17 protein-coding genes and 1 pseudogene are annotated in these 21,609 nt (G+C 69.1%); 5 read left to right on the top strand and 13 right to left on the bottom strand.

Features of this window, described 5'->3' with window-relative positions; genetic code table 11:
- The first annotated feature begins 4 nt into the window (after positions 1–4).
- A complete protein-coding gene (locus F9278_RS28405; RefSeq protein ID WP_152170853.1) occupies positions 5–1,174 on the top strand; it encodes a hypothetical protein in 1,170 nt (389 codons plus the stop codon).
- Between the two features lie 7 nt (positions 1,175–1,181).
- Here F9278_RS28405 and F9278_RS28400 read toward each other — a convergent pair whose 3' ends face one another.
- The 4 genes from F9278_RS28400 to F9278_RS28385 form a co-directional block, all read right to left on the bottom strand.
- Positions 1,182–2,315, bottom strand: coding sequence for a hypothetical protein (locus tag F9278_RS28400; RefSeq protein ID WP_152170852.1), 1,134 nt, complete (start codon positions 2,313–2,315; stop codon positions 1,182–1,184).
- Positions 2,258–2,446, bottom strand: coding sequence for a hypothetical protein (locus F9278_RS28395; RefSeq protein WP_152170851.1), 189 nt, complete (start codon positions 2,444–2,446; stop codon positions 2,258–2,260). The genes F9278_RS28400 and F9278_RS28395 overlap by 58 nt, the downstream gene beginning before the upstream one ends.
- 266 nt (positions 2,447–2,712) lie before the next feature.
- On the bottom strand, positions 2,713–4,065 hold the full coding sequence (locus F9278_RS28390) for an IS701 family transposase (RefSeq protein ID WP_152170797.1): 1,353 nt from the start codon (positions 4,063–4,065) through the stop codon (positions 2,713–2,715).
- A gap of 241 nt (positions 4,066–4,306) precedes the next feature.
- Positions 4,307–4,771 (bottom strand): RrF2 family transcriptional regulator, encoded by a 465-nt coding sequence (locus tag F9278_RS28385; protein WP_152170850.1) that lies wholly within the window; start codon positions 4,769–4,771, stop codon positions 4,307–4,309.
- A gap of 317 nt (positions 4,772–5,088) precedes the next feature.
- On the opposite strand from F9278_RS28385, the gene F9278_RS28380 reads away from it, so the two are divergent.
- Positions 5,089–7,797, top strand: a complete 2,709-nt coding sequence (locus F9278_RS28380) for an FAD/NAD(P)-binding protein (RefSeq protein ID WP_193241677.1) — start codon at positions 5,089–5,091, stop codon at positions 7,795–7,797.
- A gap of 27 nt (positions 7,798–7,824) precedes the next feature.
- On the opposite strand, the gene F9278_RS28375 is transcribed toward F9278_RS28380, so the two are convergent.
- The 4 genes from F9278_RS28375 to F9278_RS48825 all read right to left on the bottom strand — a co-directional run bounded on the left by F9278_RS28375 (position 7,825) and on the right by F9278_RS48825 (position 11,043).
- Complete coding sequence (locus tag F9278_RS28375; RefSeq protein WP_152170849.1) at positions 7,825–9,921, bottom strand: recombinase family protein; 2,097 nt, start codon at positions 9,919–9,921, stop codon at positions 7,825–7,827.
- A gap of 33 nt (positions 9,922–9,954) precedes the next feature.
- The gene (locus tag F9278_RS28370; protein WP_152170848.1) at positions 9,955–10,251 is read right to left on the bottom strand and encodes a hypothetical protein; all 297 of its coding nucleotides are present in this window, start codon (positions 10,249–10,251) and stop codon (positions 9,955–9,957) included.
- Positions 10,211–10,780, bottom strand: coding sequence for a COG3415 family protein (locus F9278_RS28365; RefSeq protein WP_226966989.1), 570 nt, complete (start codon positions 10,778–10,780; stop codon positions 10,211–10,213). Before F9278_RS28365 ends, F9278_RS28370 begins: the two co-directional genes overlap by 41 nt.
- Before the next feature lie 122 nt (positions 10,781–10,902).
- Positions 10,903–11,043, bottom strand: coding sequence for a DUF5372 family protein (locus F9278_RS48825; RefSeq protein ID WP_404819027.1), 141 nt, complete (start codon positions 11,041–11,043; stop codon positions 10,903–10,905).
- A 656-nt stretch (positions 11,044–11,699) separates the two neighbouring features.
- Between F9278_RS48825 and F9278_RS28355 the strand changes: the two are divergent.
- Positions 11,700–13,056 (top strand): annotated as a pseudogene (locus F9278_RS28355) (polysialyltransferase family glycosyltransferase).
- A 128-nt stretch (positions 13,057–13,184) separates the two neighbouring features.
- Here F9278_RS28355 and F9278_RS28350 read toward each other — a convergent pair.
- Positions 13,185–13,799 (bottom strand): LmbU family transcriptional regulator, encoded by a 615-nt coding sequence (locus F9278_RS28350; protein ID WP_193241676.1) that lies wholly within the window; start codon positions 13,797–13,799, stop codon positions 13,185–13,187.
- A gap of 137 nt (positions 13,800–13,936) precedes the next feature.
- Complete coding sequence (locus F9278_RS28345; RefSeq protein ID WP_152174180.1) at positions 13,937–15,493, bottom strand: 4-hydroxyphenylacetate 3-hydroxylase N-terminal domain-containing protein; 1,557 nt, start codon at positions 15,491–15,493, stop codon at positions 13,937–13,939.
- A 364-nt stretch (positions 15,494–15,857) separates the two neighbouring features.
- Between F9278_RS28345 and F9278_RS28340 the strand changes: the two genes are divergently transcribed.
- Positions 15,858–16,928 carry a sensor histidine kinase gene (locus F9278_RS28340; RefSeq protein WP_226966988.1) on the top strand — a complete coding sequence of 357 codons (1,071 nt, stop codon included), beginning with the start codon at positions 15,858–15,860 and terminating at the stop codon, positions 16,926–16,928.
- 70 nt (positions 16,929–16,998) lie between these two features.
- Positions 16,999–17,703, top strand: coding sequence for a YqeB family protein (locus F9278_RS28335; RefSeq protein WP_152170846.1), 705 nt, complete (start codon positions 16,999–17,001; stop codon positions 17,701–17,703).
- Positions 17,704–17,719: 16 nt separating this feature from the next.
- On the opposite strand, the gene F9278_RS28330 is transcribed toward F9278_RS28335, so the two are convergent.
- From F9278_RS28330 to F9278_RS28320, 3 genes are read right to left on the bottom strand one after another with little or no spacing between them, the layout of a single operon-like run.
- Positions 17,720–18,994, bottom strand: a complete 1,275-nt coding sequence (locus F9278_RS28330) for an activator-dependent family glycosyltransferase (protein ID WP_152170845.1) — start codon at positions 18,992–18,994, stop codon at positions 17,720–17,722.
- 43 nt (positions 18,995–19,037) lie between these two features.
- Positions 19,038–20,309 (bottom strand): activator-dependent family glycosyltransferase, encoded by a 1,272-nt coding sequence (locus F9278_RS28325; protein WP_152170844.1) that lies wholly within the window; start codon positions 20,307–20,309, stop codon positions 19,038–19,040.
- Positions 20,310–20,327: 18 nt separating this feature from the next.
- Positions 20,328–21,605: an activator-dependent family glycosyltransferase gene (locus F9278_RS28320; RefSeq protein ID WP_152170843.1), complete on the bottom strand. Its 1,278-nt coding sequence runs from the start codon at positions 21,603–21,605 to the stop codon at positions 20,328–20,330.
- Between the last annotated feature and the right edge of the window lie 4 nt (positions 21,606–21,609).

The raw sequence follows: 21,609 nt of genomic DNA, 5'->3' as shown, positions 1-21,609 counted from the left end.
GGCCGTGAGCGAGTACCAGTACTACGAGTTCCAGGCCATCGACCGACCGTTGGCGAAGGACGAGCTCGAAGGGGTGCGAGCGCTGTCGAGCCGGGCTCGGATCAGCGCGACGCATTTCGTCAACGAGTACCACTACGGCAACTTCCGCGGCGATGAGCGCAAGCTGATGGAGCAGGTGTACGACGCCCATCTGCACTTCGCCAACTGGGGCTCGCGGCGCCTGATGCTGCGCCTGCCCACCGCCCTGCTGCCCGCCCGCGGCGCCGAACCGTACTGCGCGGAAGACGCCTTGAGCTGCTGGACCAGGAAAGGGCACCTGGTACTCGACTTCTCCTACGAGGCCGAGGACGGCGGCGAGTGGGACTTCGAGACCTCCTTCACCCTCGCCTCATTCACCCCCCTGCGTACCGAACTCGCCGCAGGCGACCTGCGCCCCCTCTATCTGGCCTGGCTGTCCGCGCTCACCCGCTGGGAGCTGGAGGAGGACGTCGACGAGGACGAGTACACCTCCATCCTCGAGCCGCCCGTACCCGCAGGCCTTGCCCAACTCACCGGCTCGCAACAGAGCTTGGCGGACTTCCTACACGTCAACCCGCATCTGCTCACCGCGGCTGCCCGCGCCAGTGATGCCGCCCCGTCCCAGGCGATCGACAAGGACGCACTGGCCACCTGGATCCGCGCCCTGCCACCACACGAGAAGGACACCCTGCTGCTGGACGCCGCCCTGGGCACCGCCCCGCAACCGGGCCCCGCGCTCCTGGCCCGCCACCGCGCCGCGTCCCGCGGTACAGCCGTGTCGTCCACTGCTGCCCGGCGCCGCTCAGCCGCAGAACTCCTCGACGCCGCCCACGAGGTGCGCACCGAGCACACCCGGCAGCAGGAACAGGCCCGCGCCCAAGCCCGCCGAGCCGAACAATCGGCCCGCGAGAGCCACCTGGAACGCCTCGCCGGGAACACGGAGCAAGCGTGGCAGGACATCGCCCACCTGATCGGGCAGAGACAGCCCGGCCCCTACGACACCGCCGTCACCCTCCTGAAGGATCTCCGTGAGGTCCACGACCGGGCCGACACCCCCGAGGAGTTCACCCGACGCCTTGACAACCTGCGCGAGCAGCACCGCGGCAAGCCCTCGCTGATGCGGCGCCTCACCGACGCGGGCCTGACAGCCCGCTGAGTCGCGCTCAGATGCGGTTGCGTGGCCCCTCGGCCAGGACGCGGAGCGCCTCGAGGGCGGCCGAGCGGCCTGTGGTGGACAGGGAGATCGGGGCGTCGACGGACCGGTCCCGCTCGTCGAGGTAGCCGAGTTCGCGGCCGGTGTGCCAGAACCTCCACAGCAGCCGCTCGGTGTCCTTCACCTCCACCGCGGTACCGCCATCGTAGGTGAAACCCGCAGCAAGGACCGGATGGACGGCATCGCGCAGGTCCTCGCGGAGCCGGGGCTCGGCCCACAGCGCGCCCAAGGCGCACTCGGCCACCTGCCGCTCCGCCGCGGTGGTGCCGAGCCAGGCCAGCGCGGCCGTATGCTGACGCAGCTGGTGATCCGCCAGCTGGGCGCGCCCGGCCGCCGAGAGCTTGAGCGTGCGATGGCGCTTGGTCACCAGCCGGTGGGTGCGGGCGAGTTCGTGCAGGTCGGCCAGCTGGAACAGGTCCGCCTCCGAGCGCGGTCCCTTGCCGACCGGGTACCAGTGCGAATAGCGGGCGAACGCGGCAGCCACCACCTCCCGTGGCAGGTATCCGGCCTGGGTCAGGGTGACACCGCCGCCGATCTGCTCCAGCAGCCACCGCAGCGGTTCCGCCGTGTCCACGGGTGCCGCGACCGGCTCCTCCAGGGCAGGCAAGACGGCGGCGAGCAGAGCACGGCGCTCGGTCGGGGGCGCCGCGGCCCACAACTCGCGCCGTTCACGCCGCACGGCCTCCAGCGGGGCGCGGCCCTCGAACCCGGGCTGCACGGCGGTGAGCCAGTGCTGGACGAACCGTCGGCGCGCGGCCGGCAACGTACGCACGTCCGGGTCGAGCTCGCCCTCGTCCAGAGCCTGCTCCAGTCGATGTTCGAGGTTGGCACGGGCCAGCGCTTCCTGGATGCCCATGGCCTGCCCCCAGCTCAGCTCGGGTACGTCGGGCGGGTTCGTGGGCGAGGCGGCCATGGCCTTGCGGTAGGCCGCGAAGCCCGCCTCCTCGGAGCACTGCCAGGCCGCCAGCACCTGGGCCGTGGTCGCGCTCGTGCACACCGCGGCGGCCCGAACGCGGCCGACTCGGGTCAGCAGGTCGGCCAGGACGGTGACAACCCGCCGCTGCTCAGGGGGTCCGCGTGCCACTTGCAGGGCAGCTCGTACCAGCAGAAGCGTTCGACCTCGGCCGCCGAGAGCGCGACGAGCGGGTCACCGTCGGGCAGCAGCCAAGCCAGCAGGCGCTGTGCCATCGCCTCGTCCGCCACCAACGCTGCCACCTCCGCGGCACTCCGGCCTACCTTCGGATCCTCCCACGGACGGGGGTCCCGTCCGTGGGCGACGCTGCGGCGGGAACCTCACCCGTGACATCGCCCCTCGGCAGCCAGGGTTCCCTCAGCCTGTCAGAACAGCACAAGCCCTACGCTGCCGCCCACCATTCCCAAGGCACCCGGAAACCCTCAGCTCCCCCAGGGACGGCGAGGCGCTTCTGGCGAGCCCTCACGCACGCTTGTCCACCGACTGTCACGGCAGCTGTAGTTCTTGATCACGGTTGGTCGTGACGGCGGTGTCGGTGATGGTGGCAGGCGGTCGCGACGGCTTGGTGATGGCGCCGCCAGGCGGTCCAGTGCGGGACGTGCTCGCGGTCGCGGACGGGTGGCGGCAGCACGAGGGCTCGCAGGAGCCGGACGAGCTCGGGGCAGCTCAGCGGGACGAGCGCGGGCTCGTCCTCGGCAGCGTCGTGGACGGCGGTGGCCGTGAGGGCAAGGACGGCGGCGGCGATCAGGGAGAACAGTGACCAGCGCATCCAGGAGTTCCAGCAGGTCACCTGGCCCTGGTCGAGTCCGGTGAAGCCCTTGGCGAGTTGGAAGGTTTCCTCGATCCGCCACCTGCGACAGATCACTTCCACCAGCGTGCCGAGCGAGACGTCGCCGGGTGCCCGGCAGCGGAAGTAGGACACCTCGCCGGTGTAGCGGTGCCGCCGCGCGACCAGCACACTCGTCCCGGCCTCCTTCTCGTTCCGGTGCTCGTCGGGAGCGTCGTCGGGGCGGACGTCGAGCCAGGCCCAGTCGTACTCGCGGGTGCCCTTGGTGCCGTGTCCGGTCTGCCGGCGCATCCACTGTCCGGGCCGCACCTTGTTGATCATTTTGCGGGCCTCCCACCGGCGTCCGGTCCCGTCGATGACCTGGTAGGTGGCGGCGATGCCAACGGTGTAGCCGAGCCCCAGCGCCCGTACGCCCCGGCGTAGTTCGCGCCCGCAGTACACCTCGTCGCCTGCGAACCAGCGGGCCTTCAGCCCGGCGGCCAACACGTCGGTGACCATGGCCAGCGCCTGCTGCGGCTTCGTCGCGAAGGCGATTTCCTCCGGCACTCCGGCGACCTCGCGGCGTTCCTCGTCCGCAGCCCAGTCCGCCGGGAGATACAGGGCCCGGTCAATGATCACCTTCGTCGTCGAGGTGACAGCCGCCAGGTGCACCGCCACCTGGCACAGTCCGACACCGCCGATTGCACCGGAGTATTGTCGGCCGGCGCCCACGCAGTCCGTGGACGACTTCGCATCCCCCGTCTCGTCCGCCACCAACACCACGCTCTGACCGGCGAGTTCATCGATCACGAGGCAGGCGATCTCCTGCCGGGCCCGCTCATGGTCGAACCGGGCGCGCGAAAGCAGGTGCTGCAGCCGGTGCGGACCCGGATGCCCCAGAACCTGCGCGAGCGTCCAGCAGTTCCGCGTGTCCACCTCCAGCAGCAGCCCCGCGACCAACTCCGCCGCCGTCGCCCGAGCTTCACGTCGCGCGAAGCAGCCCGCGACCGCCCGCATCGCCCTCCCGAACGCCTCACCCCACGCCCGCTCGGCTATCGTTGCTTCCACGGCCACCGCGTCTTGATACGTCGTCACAAACGTTCATGATCACGGTGGCCGTACTCATGCCCGCACCCGCCCCGGCAGCACGCTGACCAGCGCAGACGCTGGAACTACAGCTGCCGTGACAGTCCCGGAACGTCCGGCGTTTGGTGCGCGACTTCGAGCGGCGCACCAACAGCGCCGAGGGTAAACCCGCCCGGCTGCTACTCGTCCGACCGCAGGCGAGCAGGCGTTTCGCTTTCAACCGCAGTGCCTCCGCCCAGGCGGAAATCTCTCACTCTCCGTAGTGGCGGACGTCGGCCGTGTACTCCTGCGCCCGCTGACGTACGACCTCTGGCAGCGCACCCCGAGAGAGGTCGGCGAGCGTGGTGGTCTCCAGCACCTGGCGCAGGCTGGTGCGCACGGCCCGCCACACGTTCGGGAGCATGGCGGCCGGCCCCGGGTACTCCAGGCCGGTCAGGCTCAGGTCCCGCACCTTGGCCAGCGACCCGTCCACCGCGCGGATCACGTCCGCGAGGCTTATCCGGGCAGCCGTCGTGGCCAACAGGTATCCGCCCCGGGGGCCACGCACGCTATGCACCAGTCCGGCAAGTCTCAGCTCTCCCAGGATACCGAAGAGGAACCGCACCGGAATGTCCTGACGCTGCGACAACTGCTCCGCCGTCAAAGGTGTGTCGCCGGAAGCAGCCAGTTCCGCCATCGCCCGCACCGCGTAATCAGTCCTCGCCGTGATCCGCATCCGACCAATTTCTCACACCCGACGCGCGCCTGACCGAACCCTGCCGTCAGGCGCTCCCCGCGCATGCACGGAGCGTAGGAAAGCCACCCGCGGAATGACGACGAAGAAACGCGCGGTAGCCAACTCAACGTCTCTTGCGGGTAGTTAATCGAAATGGTGAACTACTACGCACTCTGGCAATGCGCACGGGACGGTTCCGGTACGTGTGAACCGCCTTGCAGCGCATCGCCGTAGACGTCCGTCGCATTCGGCGCGGGCGACCGGCGCCCCCGTTTGTGCCGACCCGACCAGGTCCTCTGGTCGAGAGGAGACATCGTATGACTCCAGCATTCCCTCGGAAATCCGTGGCCGTCGTAGGAGCGGGCGCGGCCGGCGCCCTGGTGGCCGTACAGCTCTGCGAAACCGCGGTCCGCCGCCGTGTTCCCCTGGACCTGTTGCTGATCGATCCGGCGCCGGAGGCCGGCCGGGGCACCGCCTACGCCAGTCGCGACCCGCGGCACCTGCTCAACGTGCCTGCCGGGAACATGAGTTGTGATCCGGACGACCCCGGCCACTTCGTTCGTTGGCTGTGCCGCCATGGTGAACCGAACATCACCGCCGCCGACTTCGTCTCTCGCTACCGTTACGGCGCCTATCTCGCCGACACGCTCGGCCGGGCCATCATCGCCGCCCACGGTGTCGTCTCCGTGCGCCGATTACGGGTCCGGGTCACTGACTGTCGCTGGACCCGCGACGTCGCCCGGCTCGAACTGTCCGACGGTACGGCCGTCGAGGCCGACGGCGTAGTGCTGGCCACCGGTCCGGCCCGCCGGTCCTCCGCGGGGCTGCCGGCCGCCCTGCGTGCCAGTGAGCGCTTCGTCGCCGCCCCCTGGGCACCGGGCGCCCTGGACGCCGCGGGCGACGAGCGATGTGGTGACGACGTCCTGCTGATCGGCACCGGGCTGACCGCCGTCGACGTGGCCCTACAACTGGACCGCCCGGGCCGCACAGTGCACGCGGTGTCCCGCAACGGCCGGCTGCCCCAAGCGCACGCCGTGTCTCCGCTGCCGGCCACGCCCTGTGCCGAGCAGTTGCTGGACCTGCCGCTTCCGCGGCTGCGCGCCGAGATCCGCCGGCACATCGGCCGAGTCCTGCGCACCCAGGGCGACTGGCGCCCGGGGCTGGACGGACTGCGCTCGATCACCTCCGAGTTGTGGGCCGCACTGTCCGTCGAGGAGCGCGCCGACTTCCTCGAACGGGACAGCTCGCTGTGGAACGTGCACCGCCACCGCATGCCCCCGGCCACCGCGGAGGCCGTGGCACGCATGCGCCGTACTCGGCGGCTGCGGACGGCCCGAGGAGGGATCACCGGCGCCCGGCAGCTCCCGGACGGCCTGCTCGCGGTCCGCCTCGGCGACGGCCGTGAGCTCCGGGTGGGCCAGGTGGTGGACTGCACGGGCCTAATGGGCCTGGTGCCTGCGGACACCGCCGATCCGCTGTGGCGCAACCTCCTCCGGCGCGGTGACGCCGTGTCGGGCCCGTTGGGCATCGGCGTGTCCACCGAGGATGGGCGGCTGCGCGACCGGGACGGCCGTACGGTCCGCGCGCTGTGGACGCTGGGCGCACCGCGCCAGGGCGAACTGTGGGAGACCACCGCGATTCCGGAGATCCGCGTCCAGGCCGCGGCGGTGGCCGAAGTGGTGCTTGCCCGCCCGGTGGGCCACTCGGCCGAGGCGACGGCCCGGCGCAGGGTACGGCGGCCCACCGACGGCGGCGGACTCGCCCTGAGCACCTACTCCGCCGCGGCTGCCGCCTACCGCTTGGGAGTGGACCGGCTGCTGAAGGTGCGATCCGGGGCACAGGAGGCGTTCCGCCGGGCCACGGCACTCGATCCGGGTTTCGCGTGCGCCCACGCCGCGCTCGCGTTGATCGGCCATGAGTGCGGAGCCGACGTGGACGTATCCCGCGCCTTGGCCGACGCTCGGCGCTGTGCACGCGAGCGGGCCGACGAGCGGGAGCGCTCCTTCGTCGACGTGGTCTCCCGGCGCGTCAGGGGCACGACCGCGGAGGGTGACACGGCTCTTGTCCGGCACCTGGACGCCTATCCGGGCGACCGGTTGGCGTTGGCCGCCGCAGTACCGACCATCGCCTTCTCCGGGCTTTACGACCTGGACGGCAGTGCCGCGCTCCGGCTCGTGGAACGGACCGCTCCGGCCCACCGTGGGCACTGGTTCCACACTTCGCTGCTGGCTTTCGTACGCCAAGAGGAGGGGCGTTACGACGAGGCCAGCGCGCTGGCCGAGCAGGCACTGGCGGCGGAGCCCGCCTCGGGACACGCCATGCATGCCTTGGCCCATGTGCACTACGAGTGCGGCGACCACGACAAGGGCCGCGCACGGCTCGACGCGTGGCTGAGTGGCCATGGCCGCGGCGGCACGCACGGAGCCCACTTCGCGTGGCATGCCGCCCTGCACGAACTGGCCGTCGAGGACGCCGCAGCAGTCCGCCGCAGGTGGGCGACCCATCTGGCGCCCGGGAAGGTCGACGGCATCCGGGCAGTGGTCGACTCCGGCTCCCTGCTGTGGCGGGCCCGGGTGGTCGACGCCTGGCAAGGCCGGCTGCCCATCGACGACGTGCTTCAGTCGGTCGCCGCGGACATCTTTGAGCGCCCGGCCACCGCCTTCATCGCCCTGCACGCTGCGGTCACCCTCACCGCCGCGGGTGACCTGCCGGGGCTACGGCGTTTGCAGGCCCATGCCCTGGACGCCGACCAGGTGCAGCGCGAGGTCGTCGCCCCGCTGTGCGAGGCGTTCTTGCACATCGTGGAAGAGAACTGGGCCGAGGCAGCACAGCGACTGGAACGTGTCCTGCCCTCGCTCCGCACGGTGGGCGGCAGCGCCGCGCAGCGCGAGGTCGTCGAGGAGACCCTGTTGTACGCGCTGGTCTCGGCAGGCCGCTGCGACGCGGCCAGAACGCGTCTACAGGAACGTCTCGACCGCCGTTCCTCCCCCCACGACCGACGCCGGCTCGCCGCCCTCCCGCGCTGAACGCGTCCCACGGGAATACCTCGTGCTTCATACTGCGCCTCCTTGGGCTGATCCGGTGGGTGTTCCAGCTGGTGCTGGTCGTGATCCCGGTGGCCGTCCGATCCTGGGCCGGGCGAGGTCGGGTGGCGGCGGGAAGTAGAAGTACTCGCCCTTGTCGTTGGCGACGCGGCCGGTCAGCAGGCCGTTGTTCCGCCAGATCTGGACGGTGTTCAGGCCGATGCCGAGCCGTCGGGCGATCTCGCGCAGGCTCAACATGCGCTGGTCCGCGAGCCGTTGGGGGTGACTGCGCAGTCCGTACCTGTTCCGGATGTGCCGGACGATCGTGGGCCGGAGGGCGTGTCCGGTGCCGCTGACGTGGCCGCGTTCGGTGAGGATGGCGGCGATCTGGCCGTCGGTGTGGTCGTCGAGGAGTTCGTCGATGGCGGCGACGACCTCGGGCGGGGTCTGCCTGATCTGCCAGGAGGCGAGAGGGACGGGGATGGTCAGAGTGTGTTCCTGGCCGCCGGTCAGCCGGACGTGGACGGTGATCTGGTCGGCCCGGACCAGGGTGACGTCGGCGACCAGTAGTCTGACCAGGCGCTTTCGTTCCCGCATCGGGGTGTCGGGGTCGTTCCAGAAGGTGGGGAAGTCTCCGGCCAGGGCGGTGATCCGGGCCCGCTGGGCGTCGTCGAGGACACCTCCGCCGTCGTTTCTGGCGCTCTCGTACGTTTCGCGGACCTGGGTGAGTTCGCGCAGGGCGGTGTTCCAGTCGGCTTCCAGACTGCCGGCCACGAGCCGGTTGTCGGGATCGACGGCGAGGTAGCGGCGGCGGGCCAAATCGACCTGATACTCGGCTCGTTCGACACCAGCGGCTCGTAGTGTCTCGGCCTCGTCGGCGCGGGCGGCGAGTTCGTCGGCGACCGCGAGGGCGGCGGTGAGCGCGTGCGGAGTCAGCGCCTCGATGAGGAGGCGGCCGACCGCGTTGTCGACGACGGCGCCGTGCACGCGCTGGCAGATCGGGTTTCCGTACTCGATGCCCTTGGCCTGGCAGACGTACTCCGGCTCCAGGCCGTGTTTGCGGTGGTGGTAGCGCACGGTCATCCGGCGTCCGCAGATCCCGCACAGGGTCATGCCCTGGAGCAGGGCCGGGCCCTCGCGGGTAGGTCCGTGGCGGCGGTCCTTGCCATAGGCGACGGCGTTCGAGGTCAACTTGGCCTCATTGGCCTCGTACTTGTCGAAGGAGATGTAGCCGGCGTGGGCGTTGGGGAACAGTGCGATCCACTGCTCGCGTGGCTGCAACGCCGGTGCGCTTTTCCCGCTCGCTGTGGGTTTGTGCTGGTGGCGGCCATAGACGAAGGCCCCGGCATAGCGCGGGTTGTGCAGGATCTGCAGCACCCTGGAGTGCGCGATCGGCCCCCAGACGACCTTGCCCTTGTCCGGGCCGGACTGGATTCGCCGCGGCAGAGTGAGGCGGACGTGGTTGAACGCCTTGACCACGCCGGTGGCCGAGCCGGTGGTGTCGAACAGCGTGAACACGGTGCGGATCGCCTGCTGGATCGCGGTGTCCGGGTCGAGGACGACCTTGCCGGCGCCGTCGTAGACCAGGCCGATCGGCAGCGGCTGGACCAGTTCCCCGCGCCGGGCCTTGGACAGCTGGCCGCCCCGAAGACGCGCTTTGAGCAGGTGCAGTTCCGCCTCGGACATGGTCCCTTTGAGTCCGAGCAGCAGGCGGTCGTTGAAGTCGCAGGGGTTGTAGAGGCCGTCTTCGTCCAGGATCAGTGTCCCGGACATCGCGCAGATCTCCAGCAGCCGGTGCCAGTCGGCGCTGTTGCGTGCCAGGCGGGAGACTTCCAGGCCGAGGACGATCCCGGCGTGTCCCATGCCGACCTCGGTGACCAGCCGCTGGAAGCCCTCACGGTCCGCGGCCGTGGCGCCGGACTGGCCCTGGTCGGTGTCGATGACGTGGACCCGGTCGGCCGGCCACCCCAGAGTGATCGCCCGTTCCTTCAGCCCGTACTGACGCACCGTCGACTCGGTGTTGTTGAGGACCTGTTTGAGCGAACTCTGCCGGATAGAGAGGTAGGCGTCTCTGGCGAGGTGGGCGGCCGTCACCTTGGCGGCCGGACCGAACAGCTGGTCATTCATCGACGTTGCCGTGCCTTCTCATGTCGCCGTGGATCAGGGGGAGTTGGCGTGGGCCCAGACCATCCGGGACCACACCCGGATGACCTCCGCGTCCAGCGTGGTGGCCACCGCACCGGCGGCCGACGGGCCCGGGCTCCCCGTCCTGGGCGCTGCCGCGGCGGCCAGTGAGGCGGCCACCTTCAGATACGCGGCCATGCCGCGGGCGACGAGCACACCCAGCCCGCCTCGGCGCCCGCCTCGGCCCGCGCTCTCGCGCAGCCGCTCGTACTCGGTGACGCCCGCCGTGACGTCACCGCCCGGGGCAGCAGCGGGATATGGGCTCGTCCTCACCGGCGGTTTCCGGCTCGCGCCGCCGGGACAGCGCGCGCTCGACGGACCGTGGGTGGACGGTGAAGCCGAACTCCCCAGCGACCTTCTCTGCGATCTCCTTCGAGGTCAGCGCGATGTCGGCGGCCAGCCAGGCGTCGATGTGGTCCATGACCGGTGCGGTCAGCTTGACCGGCCCCTTCGGGCCCGGCTTGCCGGAGACCAGGGCACCCGGACCGCCCAGGTCCAGGGCGGCGGCGATCTCATAGAACGCCTGACGGCAGTAGCCGAAGGCGCGGGCCGCCCGGGCCACGGGCACCTTGTCGACGCGGACGCGCCGCACCATCTCGTACTTGACCTGCACGACGTCGCGCGGATCGCAGAACGGCGAGGCCAGGAACACCTCGTCGGTCACCTTCTCCGGATGCGGGTTGAGTGATCTCGACGCGGCCAGCACGGCCACCTTCGGGTCCTTCGCCGTCACCGCCATCGCGTCCGCCTCCCCTGTCACCAGCCGTGTCACCAGGTTCGCGCCGACACCCGGTTCGGCCAAGACCACGAGGCAGGCGCGCGGAGGCAAACCAGCAGATCAGAAGTGCTCCGGCCAGCCACCTCCGCGCGCCCTCAATCACCCCGGCTGTCCGGCCGGGCGTGGATCAGGCGACGGTCCCGGCATCATCCTCCCGACGCCCGTACGCGGAGAGCGTCGATCAGTCCGGCGACGGCCAGGAGGTCCTCCACTCGGAACGGGCACCGGCCCGCGGCCATCGTGATGAACGGATCGACCGGGTCGATATCCGTCCAGGCCGCCGGCAGTGACGCCAGCTGCCCGTCCTCGTCCTGGAAGGCGACCCGGTCCTCTGGAAGGCGACCCGGTCCTCGTCCCAGGTCCGGCGCCGGTCAACGAAGGTGAACTCCCGCCCGGACCAGGGATGGAACGGGTGCGTCACCCTCACAACTCCGGGCTGACTGTTCTGATCGGGTGCAGTGGACGACTCGTGACAAGCCCCGTGGGGAAGGGGCCTTCGCGCGCTTTGGCCCGGTGATGGACCGCCACTCCGGGATCCTTTGGGCGTCCCCGTCCACAGCCGTCCCGCACGGCGACACCTTCACCTTCGGCCGGCTCGGCACGTCCCAGAGCATCGCCAGGGTGGTCGAGGTAAGGGCGTCGCCGGGCTCGTCCCGAGTCTTCGCGGCCCGGTCCGGCCACCTTTGACGGTCCCCGAGCCCTGGGTTGACGACCTGGTCGGTGCCGCCAACTCGATCCTCTTGCGGACCCGCTGCTACGACCGGAGCCGCCTCCTCGTCCTCACTTTCTCCGTTCGCTTGTCATTCATCCGAGATTCAGGGGCGGCGACGAGTCCCGAGGTTTCGTTTTCGAATGGTCAGAATGACCTGAAGCCGCACGCCCCCGACACGGTGACGGCCGTGCGCCGCCGTCCGCCAGCCCGGTCCAGGCAGGGCGTCGTTTGATGGCCGCCGTCCAACTCTTTTTCGCGTGCACGCAGTACGCGGCTGTCACGATGACCGCAGCGATTCGGGCGGGACTCTTCGGGCCGCGGTCGGAGCACCGGCGCAGCCTCGTTGTCAGCGATCCGGCCCCGGTGCCCGAGATCAGCACGCCACTCGATCGGATGCCTGGGTTTGCGGCGCTGCGACCGGAGTTTGACGAGGTGCGCTCCTGGAACGAGTTCATTCGGCCCTTCCACCCCGCGGACTGGTCCCCGAGGGAGCAGGACATGCTGCTGTGGCAGCGGGCACTGCGGCGGGCGTGGGACCTCGGCACTGAGAACGTTGACATCGCCTGCGAGTCGATTCACGGCCGCCCGTCCAACACCGTGGTGCGGATCTTCGGCGACAGCCCCGTCCATGTGTACGCCGACGGTCTGATGACGTACGGGCCGACGCCGGGCCCGTTGGATCCGCTGGTGGGAACGCGGATCGAGCGCCTGCTTCACGTGGATCTCGTGCCTGGGCTCCGGCCCCTTTTGCTCACGGAGTTCGGGGTCGAGTCGGAAGTCGTTCCCACCGAGGCGTTCACCGGGGTATTGCGTGAACTCTCCGACCTCGTGGGAGGTCTCCGGCAGACGGCAGCCTAGCCGCCCGCACTGTTGCTCGGCCAGTACCTGTCCGCGATCGATGTCCTGTCCGTCGAGGAGGAGCAGCGACTGCACCTAAGGATGCTCCGCGGCGTAGCGCGACTCGGCCACCGGCACGTCGTGTCAAGCCCACCCCTCGGCTCCGCCCGGCTGGTCCCGGGCCCTGGAGGACGAAGCGGGGCGCCTGAGCGTCGAGTTCCGGGTACTGGCCGATCCGGTCCTCGCGGAGGTGGTCTACCAGCGAATGCGGCCGGCCCTCGTGATCGGCTGCTTTTCCACGGCCCTGCTCACCGCATCACGTTTCTTCGGCCTCCCCGTGGCTCGTACGGGAACAGAGCTGCTGCTGGATCGGCTACAGCCCTACGCCGACAGCAACCAGGTTCCTGTGACGCTCGTGGACGCGCTCTTGCCGAACCTGGAGGACGCCTCCGCCGTGGCCTCATGGTCGCTCACCCGGAGCCAGGAGACGCACGGAGAGCTGGCCGATCTCATCTCGACCGTCGGGTACACGATGCAGCCGGACAGCCAGGCCCGATTGAGGCCTACGGCGGAGCGTTATCTTTCGCGACACCTGGACAGCCGCATTTCGCGCTACTTCAAGCCACGGCGGCTCACCCGGCTCGGACTCCCCGGCAGCGAGCCGACGAGGCTCGCTTTCATTCCCCGGACGCCGACCGTTCGGCGGCTCGCGCGAGGCGCCCGTTCCTTCAAGCGAGGTGTGTCCGGTTGAGGCTGAGATGCGACGCGCCTACAAGTCCCTTTCATCGTGGCCCGAGCCGAGGTCTCGATGCCCCGCGATCCACCCCCGGGCGAAACGGAGAGGTCAGGCGCACCATCGTGGTCGGCCACGTAGCCTGGTCACTCGTCGAGCACAGTCGCGGCCGCGTCGTCCAGGATCGACATGGCCCAGGTGTCCAGGTCCTGCTCCGCGCTCGACGCGGCCTGCGCCCAGTACTGCCTGCGGTCCTTGGGCACGCTCATCTGGATGCTCATCCTGGCGATGGTCTTGTCCTTCGCCTCCTCCCCCTGCCGTGCGCCTTTGAGCCGGTTGCGCAGGAAGTTCCTGGACCAGCCGAGCCTCTCCGCCCGTTCGAGCCAGTAATCCTGCTCCCGCTCCTGCAGGCTCGCCACTTCCGCGTGGTGCTGGAAACTCAGCGCGGCGCGTCGTCGGGCTGGGGAAAACCGGCGAGCGATCCAGGCGTAGTTACGCAGCGTCTGATAATCGAGAGATGTCTCCTCGATCGCGCGCCGGTAGCGGTCGGGGTAGGCGGACTGACCGTAAATGAGCCAGTCGCCCAGCCACCACGCGGACGAGTCCGCGACAACGAAGATCTGCTTTCCTATCCGCCGCCATTCGTCGAGTGGAATGGAAGGCGGAAGGTCAAGACTCGTCTGCCGCGTGGCTTTCGCCCCGATCGGCGAGCGGCGTCCCGCATCGTCCTGGCCGAAGGCATGACTGCTCAATTCTCCCATGTGGCTTCCCCCTGAGATTCTCATGGGCACTTCTCGCGGACTGCTCGAAGTTTACTTCGGCGCCGCGAGGGGTTGTCCACCGTATTCGCGCGCCCGGCGGGCCGTCAGCGTCCGTGCCCGCCGGGTGAACGGGCCCTTCAGGCGGTACGGAAAGGCGGCAGGCCCTCGGGGCCGAACAGGTCAGGCCGGGTCCAGCCGTCGATGTCGTACTCCGCCATGCACTGGTCGGCAAAGCCTTTGAGCGCGTTGGCCTGACCGTTCGCCTGGTAGGCCGCAAGCGTCTGCACCCGGACTCCCTCGTGATCCCCGCCGTAGTTCCGTTCGTAGAGTTCGTGTCGGCCTGCGAATTCGGTGCCCACCGCGTCCCACAGCAGTTTCAGCAGCTTGACCCGGTCAACGGCCTCTATTCCGTTCGAACCACGCAGATAGCGGTCGAGATATGGCCGAACGTCGGGATTCTTCCAATCTCCGGCGTGCGAGTTGAGATAGATCAGCCCGCTGCCGAGGGTCTGCTGAATGATCTCCCGGATCCGGGGGTACCCGACGCCCATGAACGTGCGGTACGCCAGACCGAAGTTCAGGTTCGGCTGCACTGCGCCACCGTGCCAGGCCGTCGGCGACTTGGCCATCGCGTCGGACAAACCCCAGAACATGTCACGCCAGTTGAGTACTTCGCCGATCTGCGCCTGCACGCCGCGGAAGCCCGAGGTGCCGGTCACCTCGACGGCCTTCAGCAGGCACCCGGCAATGAAGTCTAGCTTGACGGCCAACCGGGTGCAGCCGTGGAAGGTGAAGCGCTCGAGGAACCCCGACTTGCCCATGAACGTGTTGGCCATCCTCGCGTCGTACATGAACACGTTCTCCCACGGAACGAGCACGCGGTCGAACACCATGATGGAGTCGTTCTCGTCGAACCGGCTCGACAGCGGGTAGTCGAAGGGGCTTCCAAGAACCGATGCCTGCATCTCGTAGGAGGTGCGGCAGATGAGCTTCAGGCCCGGAGAGCTCATCGGAACGGTGAACACGACACCGAACCGCTTGTCTCGGAGCGGGAGCCCGAGGTGGGCGATGAGATTGGCGTTGGTGAGTGCCGAGTTGGTGGCGACGACCTTGGCACCGGAGACGACCAGGCCGGCGTCGGTCTCCTTTTCCACATGCACGCACACGTCGGCCGTGCGGTCGGCCGGCCGATCTCGGTCGACCGGCGGGTGGACGATCGCGTGGTTGAAGTACAGCACGCGCTCCTGCGCCCGCTTGTACCAGCTCAGCGCGTTGTCGCGGAAGGGGCCGTAGAAGTCCGCGTTGGCGCCCAGGGTGCCGAAGAACGCCGCCTTGTAGTCCGGCGTTCGACCCATCCAGCCGTACACCAACCGCTGCCAGGCGACGATCGCGTCGCGGGAGGTGACGAGATCCTCTGCGCTGCGGGCCGTCCGGAAGAACGGATGGGTGAAGCCGCCGTTCCCCGTATCCGTGGGCACGCTCAGCACACCCTCGGCCTCGGGTTCGTGCAGCGCGTCGTAGAGTCGTGCCACAGAGCGGGCGCTGTTGCGGAATGCGGGATGGGTGGTGACGTCCCGGACGCGTTCGCCGTGGAGGTAGACCTCCCGGCCGTCCCGCAGGGACTCGATGTATTCCTCTCCGCTCATGGGGCGAACATCGTTGAGTTCGCCTGTCTTCGTGTACGACGTGTCCATCGTCAACTCAGCCTTCTTTCGCAGAGGACGTTCGGCCTGATCACTCGCGTCACTTGCCGCGGAATGAAGGGCATGCGGAAGCCAGCTCATTGTGCGGAATCCACAGGCGACCTGGAACATGTCAGATCAGAAGAACGTGCCGTCTCGCCGGCGGGACACTCTCCTGCCATCGGCCTTCTTCTGGCCGGTGCGCGAGAGACGAAAGTATCGAGCGGCACAACCAAGGTACCGGCCGTCTCTTTCCGGCCTGGAGTGCGTATTTCCTGCCGGTAGAGTCGCCGTCGTGTCTGGAACCGAGACCGCACCCAAGTCCCGTCGCCGCCTGCGGGATTGGGCCGTGGACGTCGCATTATTCCTTTCCGCAGTGGCCTATGGTGTGGCGGCCGCGCATACCCGGCTGGAGGCCTCCTCGCACTCCTCGCCCGGCTGGTTCTTCGACGTGGACCAGGCCGTGGGAGCGATGGGCTGCGCCCTGCTGTGGATACGCCGCCGACGGCCCGTGGTGCTGGCCCTGGTGCTGGTCGCCCTGTCGGCGGCATTCGAATTCGTCTCCGGCGCGATGCTGGTCTCGCTCTTCACCGTCGCCGTGCACGAGCGACCCCGCAAGACCATTGAGGTCTTCCTGGCGAGCGTGGCCGCAGCCTTCGCCTTCACCCTGCTCCACCCCGAGCCAGGTCTGTCCAGCGTCCTGCTCTTCCTCTTCGGCGTCGTTATCCAGGGCAGTGCTGTCAGCTGGGGCATGTTGGTGCACCACCAGCGCCAACTGGTCCGCAACGCCGCAGCCGAGGCCAACCTCCTTGCCGAGCAGGCCCAGTTGCGGGCGCGGGAGGCGGTGGCGAGGGAGATGCACGACGTGCTCGGGCACCGCCTGTCGCTGCTCAGCGTGTATGCCGGAGCTCTGGAGTTCCGGCCCGACGCCGCACGCGAGGACATAGCCCGCATGGCCGCCGTGATCCGGGAGAGCGCTCACCAGGCGCTGCAGGACCTGCGCGAGGTGATCGGAGTGCTGCGCGCCCCCGAGGGTGAACTTCCACAGCCCACACTGGCCGACGTGCACCGGCTCGTCTCCGAGTCGTGCCGTGCGGGTATGCGGGTGGAACTGCTCGGGGAAACTCTGGACACGGCACCCGAATCGGCCGGGCGCTGCGCCTACCGCGTCGTTCAGGAGGCGCTCACCAACGTGCGCAAGCACGCCTTCGGGGCGGGGGTGTCGGTCCGCTTGAACGGCAAGGCCGGCCAAGGAATCACCGTCCTGGTGGTCAACTCGGCCCCCGGCGCCAGCGCCGTTGCCGTCCCCCCACCGGCTCCCGACGCGCCGCCCGGCCAGGGGCTGGTCGGCCTGGCCGAGCGGGTCGCGCTCTGCGGGGGCCAGCTGGAGTACGGGTCCACGGACGACGGCGGCTGGAAGGTCAAGGCATATCTCCCGTGGCCATAGGAGAGTCTTTCCGAGCGCGCATGCCCTGGCCTCAGAAATACCGTCTGATCAAGAAAATGAGTGATTTTTGATGTCGAAACAGCAGAATTCACGGACTGACGTGCCCGTGGTGGTCGCCGAGCCGGCCTGGGCGTTCGTCCTCATAGGCGGCGTCTTCGCGTTAGTCGGAGCAGGCATCGGCCTGGGGATCAAGTTTCTTGCGAAGTGGTTCGTGACCCTGCCCTGGGCCCCGATGCAGGGACCGGCCGAGCTCCTCACCTCGATTCCCGAGCCCGGCCTCAGCATCGGTCTTGCCGCCCTCGGCGCCGTGCTGGGCCTGGTGGCAGGTGCCCTGGCCCGACACGATGCGCTGTCTGTCAGCGTCTCACCCGCCCAGGTCGTACTCGAACGCAAGGGAAAGTCCCGCGAGTTCGAGCGCGAAACAGTGGCCCTGGTCTTCCGGGACGGCAAGCAGTTGATCCTACTCGGCCGACGTAGCGAGGAACTCGTCCGGGAGGGTTGCGACTTGAACGCGCAGGCACTCGCCGACGCGTTCACCTCGCGCGGCTACACCTGGGCGGACAGTGACCCGTATCAGAACGAGTACCGCCGCTGGGTCCCCGACACCCCAGGGCTGCCGGAGGGCGCCAACGCCGTGCTGAAGGCCCGCTCGCAGGCGCTTGCCAAGAAGGGCGGTTCCGAGGAGGCCCAGGAGTTGCGCGAGGAGCTGTCCCGGCTCGGCGTCGTCGTGCGGGACAACGACAAGCGGCAGTTCTGGCGTCTGGTTCAGCGGTAGCGGGCCGCCCAGGAGGTTACTGGCGGTGGTGTTCCTGCACCAGCTTCTCCAGGTCTGCGACGAAGGCGTTGGCATGCGGGACGGAGAGCATCTCCTCCCGCAGCCGGCGCGCCCGGTCCCTGAAGGTCTGCTCCTCCAGAAGCCGGAGCAGGTTCTCCCGGACGGTGCTCCCGGTGGCCTTCGTCGAGTGGGTCGTCAGGCCGGCCCCGTGGTCGGCCAGGCGACCCGACAGCACCGGCTGGTCGACGTCCCACGGCAGGGCCAGTTGGGGCACCCCGTACAGTGCCGCCGTGGTGAGCGTGCCCACGCCAGCGTGGTGGATGACCGCCGAGCATGTGGGCAGCAGTGCCTGGAGCGGCACGTACGGGACCAACCGGGCGTTGGCCGGGATCCGCTCGAGTGTCTGCCGGGCCTCGTCACTGATGGTCGCCACCAGCTCGATTTCCAGGTCCGCCACGGCGTCGAGGATCTCCTGGACGCCGATGGGGTAGCCGACGCCGTGGTCGGTCACCGTGAGCCCCAGCGTCAGGGCCACGCGGGGCCGGGTGGGCGGCTCCCACAGCCACTTGGGTACGACCGCGGGCCCGCCGTAGGGCGTGTACCGCAGCGAGTGGTAGTCGAGGCCCGGGGCATGGATCTGCAGGGACGGCGGCAGAACGTCCAGGGAAAACTGTCCGGTGACCATATCCTCGGAGAATGCGCCGCCGTACGCGCGGGCGTACGAGCCGAGCCAGTCCGCGAGCGGGTCCGTCCGGTGTTCCTCCGGCTGCTCTGCATTGAGCCGGACGTAGTGCTGACGGGTGACGCCGTAGACATCGGCACCGATCAGCAGTCGGGCGTGGGCTGCCCCGGTGGCCTTGGCCGCGATGCCGCCCGCAAAAGTCAGCGGTTCCCAGATGATCAGGTCCGGCTGCCAGCGCCGGGCGAACTCCACCAGGGGCGCCGTCAGCGGCACATTGGTCATCTTGTGCCAGCTCTCGATCTGGACCTCGTAGCCGGCGCGCAGTGACTCCAGCGTGATGTCCTCTGGCCGCCGCTCGATGGCGTCGTACGGCTCAGGCAGGCCGGGCACCAGCTTCGAGCCGGTCTTCTTGACCCGGCCGACGATCTGCCAGAGGTCCCGGTTGCTGCCGACGGGCACGGCGGTGAGCCCGGCCTGGGTGATGACGTCGGTGAACTTGGGCTGGGACGCGATGCGGACGTCATGGCCCGCGGTGCGCAGCGCCCATGCCATGGGCGCCATGAGCAGGAAGTGCGTCCGCTCGGGATAGCAAGTGAACAAAATTCGCATGGCCAGTTTCCTCAGTCGGCTTCCTCGGTCGGGTTTCGCGGTGTCACCTCAGGCGGTGGCAGGCGGTGAGCTCTTCCAGTCGGGGGACGAACTGGTTGGGCGTGGGAAGGGCGTCGATCTCGTCGCGGAGGTCGGATGCGCGGAGGGCGAAGGCGGGCTCTTCCAGTAACCGCACGACTTGGTCACGGACGGCTTGCCCGGTAGCCACGCCGGTGTGCAAGTCCAGCCCGGCACCGTGCTCGGTCAGCTTGCGGGCGAAGAGCGGCTGGTCGAAGTGGTAGTGCAGGGACAGGTGCGGCACGCCGTAGCGCGCGACGGTGGCCAACGTGCCCGGCCCGGCGTGGTGGATGACAGCCGAACAGGTGGGGGCGAGGGCGTGCAGGGGGACGAAGGGGAGCAGCCGGGCGTTGTCGGGGATGCGGTGCAGTTTCTCCTTCTCGCTGTCGGCGATGGTGGCAACGACCTCGATGTCGAGGTCGGCCAGTGAGTCGAGGACGTCCTGCGTGTTGATCGTGTAGCCGTCGAAAGCACGGGTGGCGCTGAAGCCCATGGTGAGGGCGACGCGGGGCCTGTCCGGTGTCTGCCAGAGCCACTTGGGGACGGTGGCGGACCCGTTGTAGGGGATGTACTGCATGCGTTCGTAATCGAGGCCGACTGCTTCGAGCTGCAGGCTGCGGGGGAACTGGTCGACGGTGAAGTGGCCGGTGACCATGTCCTCGGTGAACTCCCCGCCGTACTTGCGGGCGTAGGCACCGAGCCAGTCGGCTAGGGGGTCGGCCTGCCGGTCGGCGGGCTGCTGGGCCTTGAGGCGGAGGAAGTGTTCGCGTGCCACGCCGAAGACGTCGATTCCCCACATGATGCGGGCGTGGGCGGCGCCGCATGCCTTCGCGGCGATGGCACCGGCGCAGGAGAAGGGTTCCCAGATCACCAGGTCCGGCTCCCAGTGCCGGGCGAACTCCACCAGCCCTGCGACGATCGGAAAGTTCTCCTCCTGGAAGGTCGCCGTCGCCAGGCCGTAGCCCTCCAGCAGGTGGTCCCATGTCGCCTTCTCGGGGTCCTCGGCGGCGTCCCAGGGGGCAGGCATGCCTTGGCGTGCCTCAGCGATCAGGCTGGGGTCGGCCATCCGCAGCAGCCGGAAAGGGTCCCGGTCGCGCCCCAGCGGTACGGCGGTGAGGCCGGCCTGGGTGATGACGTCCGCGAATCCGGGCTGGCTCGCGACGCGCACCTCGTGGCCTGCGGTGCGCAGGGCCCATGCCAGCGGCACCATGTAGGGGAAGAAACTCTTCTCCGGGTTGATCGTGAAAAGTACGCGCATGATCCTGTCCTTGTGTTGTCAGACGCGGGTGCGGTGACGGGCGGTGAGTTCCTCAAGTCGGCCGACCAGCTGGTTCGGGGTGGGAAGGTCGTCGATCTCGTCGCGCAGAGCGGCTGCCCCGGCCCGGAACGCCGGGTCGTTCAGCAACCGCAGCACTGCCTCCCGAATAGCCCGTCCGGTGGGTTCCCCATGGGCCATGTCCAGCCCGGCACCGCGCTCGGCAAGTTTGCGAGCGAAGATGGGCTCGTCGAAGCTGTAGGGGATGGACACCTGTGGCACGCCGTAGCGCGCGACGGTGGCCAACGTGCCCGGCCCGGCGTGGTGGATGACAGCCGAACAGGTGGGGGCGAGGGCGTGCAGGGGGACGAAGGGGAGCAGCCGGGCGTTGTCGGGGATGCGGTGCAGTTTCTCCTTCTCGCTGTCGGCGATGGTGGCAACGACCTCGATGTCGAGGTCGGCCAGTGAGTCGAGGACGTCCTGCGTGTTGATCGTGTAGCCGTCGAAGATGTCGGTCGCCGTCAGCCCCATGGTGAGGGCGACGCGGGGCCTGTCCGGTGTCTGCCAGAGCCACTTGGGGACGGTGGCGGACCCGTTGTAGGGGATGTACTGCATGCGTTCGTAATCGAGGCCGACTGCTTCGAGCTGCAGGCTGCGGGGGAACTGGTCGACGGTGAAGTGGCCGGTGACCATGTCCTCGGTGAACTCCCCGCCGTACTTGCGGGCGTAGGCACCGAGCCAGTCGGCTAGGGGGTCGGCCTGCCGGTCGGCGGGCTGCTGGGCCTTGAGGCGGAGGAAGTGTTCGCGTGCCACGCCGAAGACGTCGATTCCCCACATGATGCGGGCGTGGGCGGCGCCGCATGCCTTCGCGGCGATGGCACCGGCGCAGGAGAAGGGTTCCCAGATCACCAGGTCCGGCTCCCAGTGCCGGGCGAACTCCACCAGCCCTGCGACGATCGGGAAGTTCTCCGGCTTCTCCACCTCCTCCACGGTGCGCGCGTACCCCTCCAGCAGGTGGTCCCAGGTGGCGTCCGCGGGGGCGTTGACGACGTCCCAGGGCGCGGGCAGGTCGGCCCTCGCCTCCTCGAACATGTCCTTGCCCGCCCACTCGAGGACCCGCGAGAGGTCGAAGTCCCGGCCGACGGGGGTGGCGGTGAGTCCGGCCTGGGTGATCTCGTCGGAGAACGCCGGCCGGCTGGCGAAGCGGACCTCGTGCCCGGCGGTGCGCAGGGCCCAGGCCAGCGGCACCATGGACAGGAAGATGCTCTTCCCCGGGTTGACGGTGAACAGAATGCGCATGATC

This window comes from Streptomyces phaeolivaceus (assembly GCF_009184865.1).
GTDB lineage: Bacteria > Actinomycetota > Actinomycetes > Streptomycetales > Streptomycetaceae > Streptomyces > Streptomyces phaeolivaceus.
The sequence above is the reverse complement of the archived record's forward strand: the minus strand, read 5'-3'. Positions and strand labels throughout refer to the sequence as shown.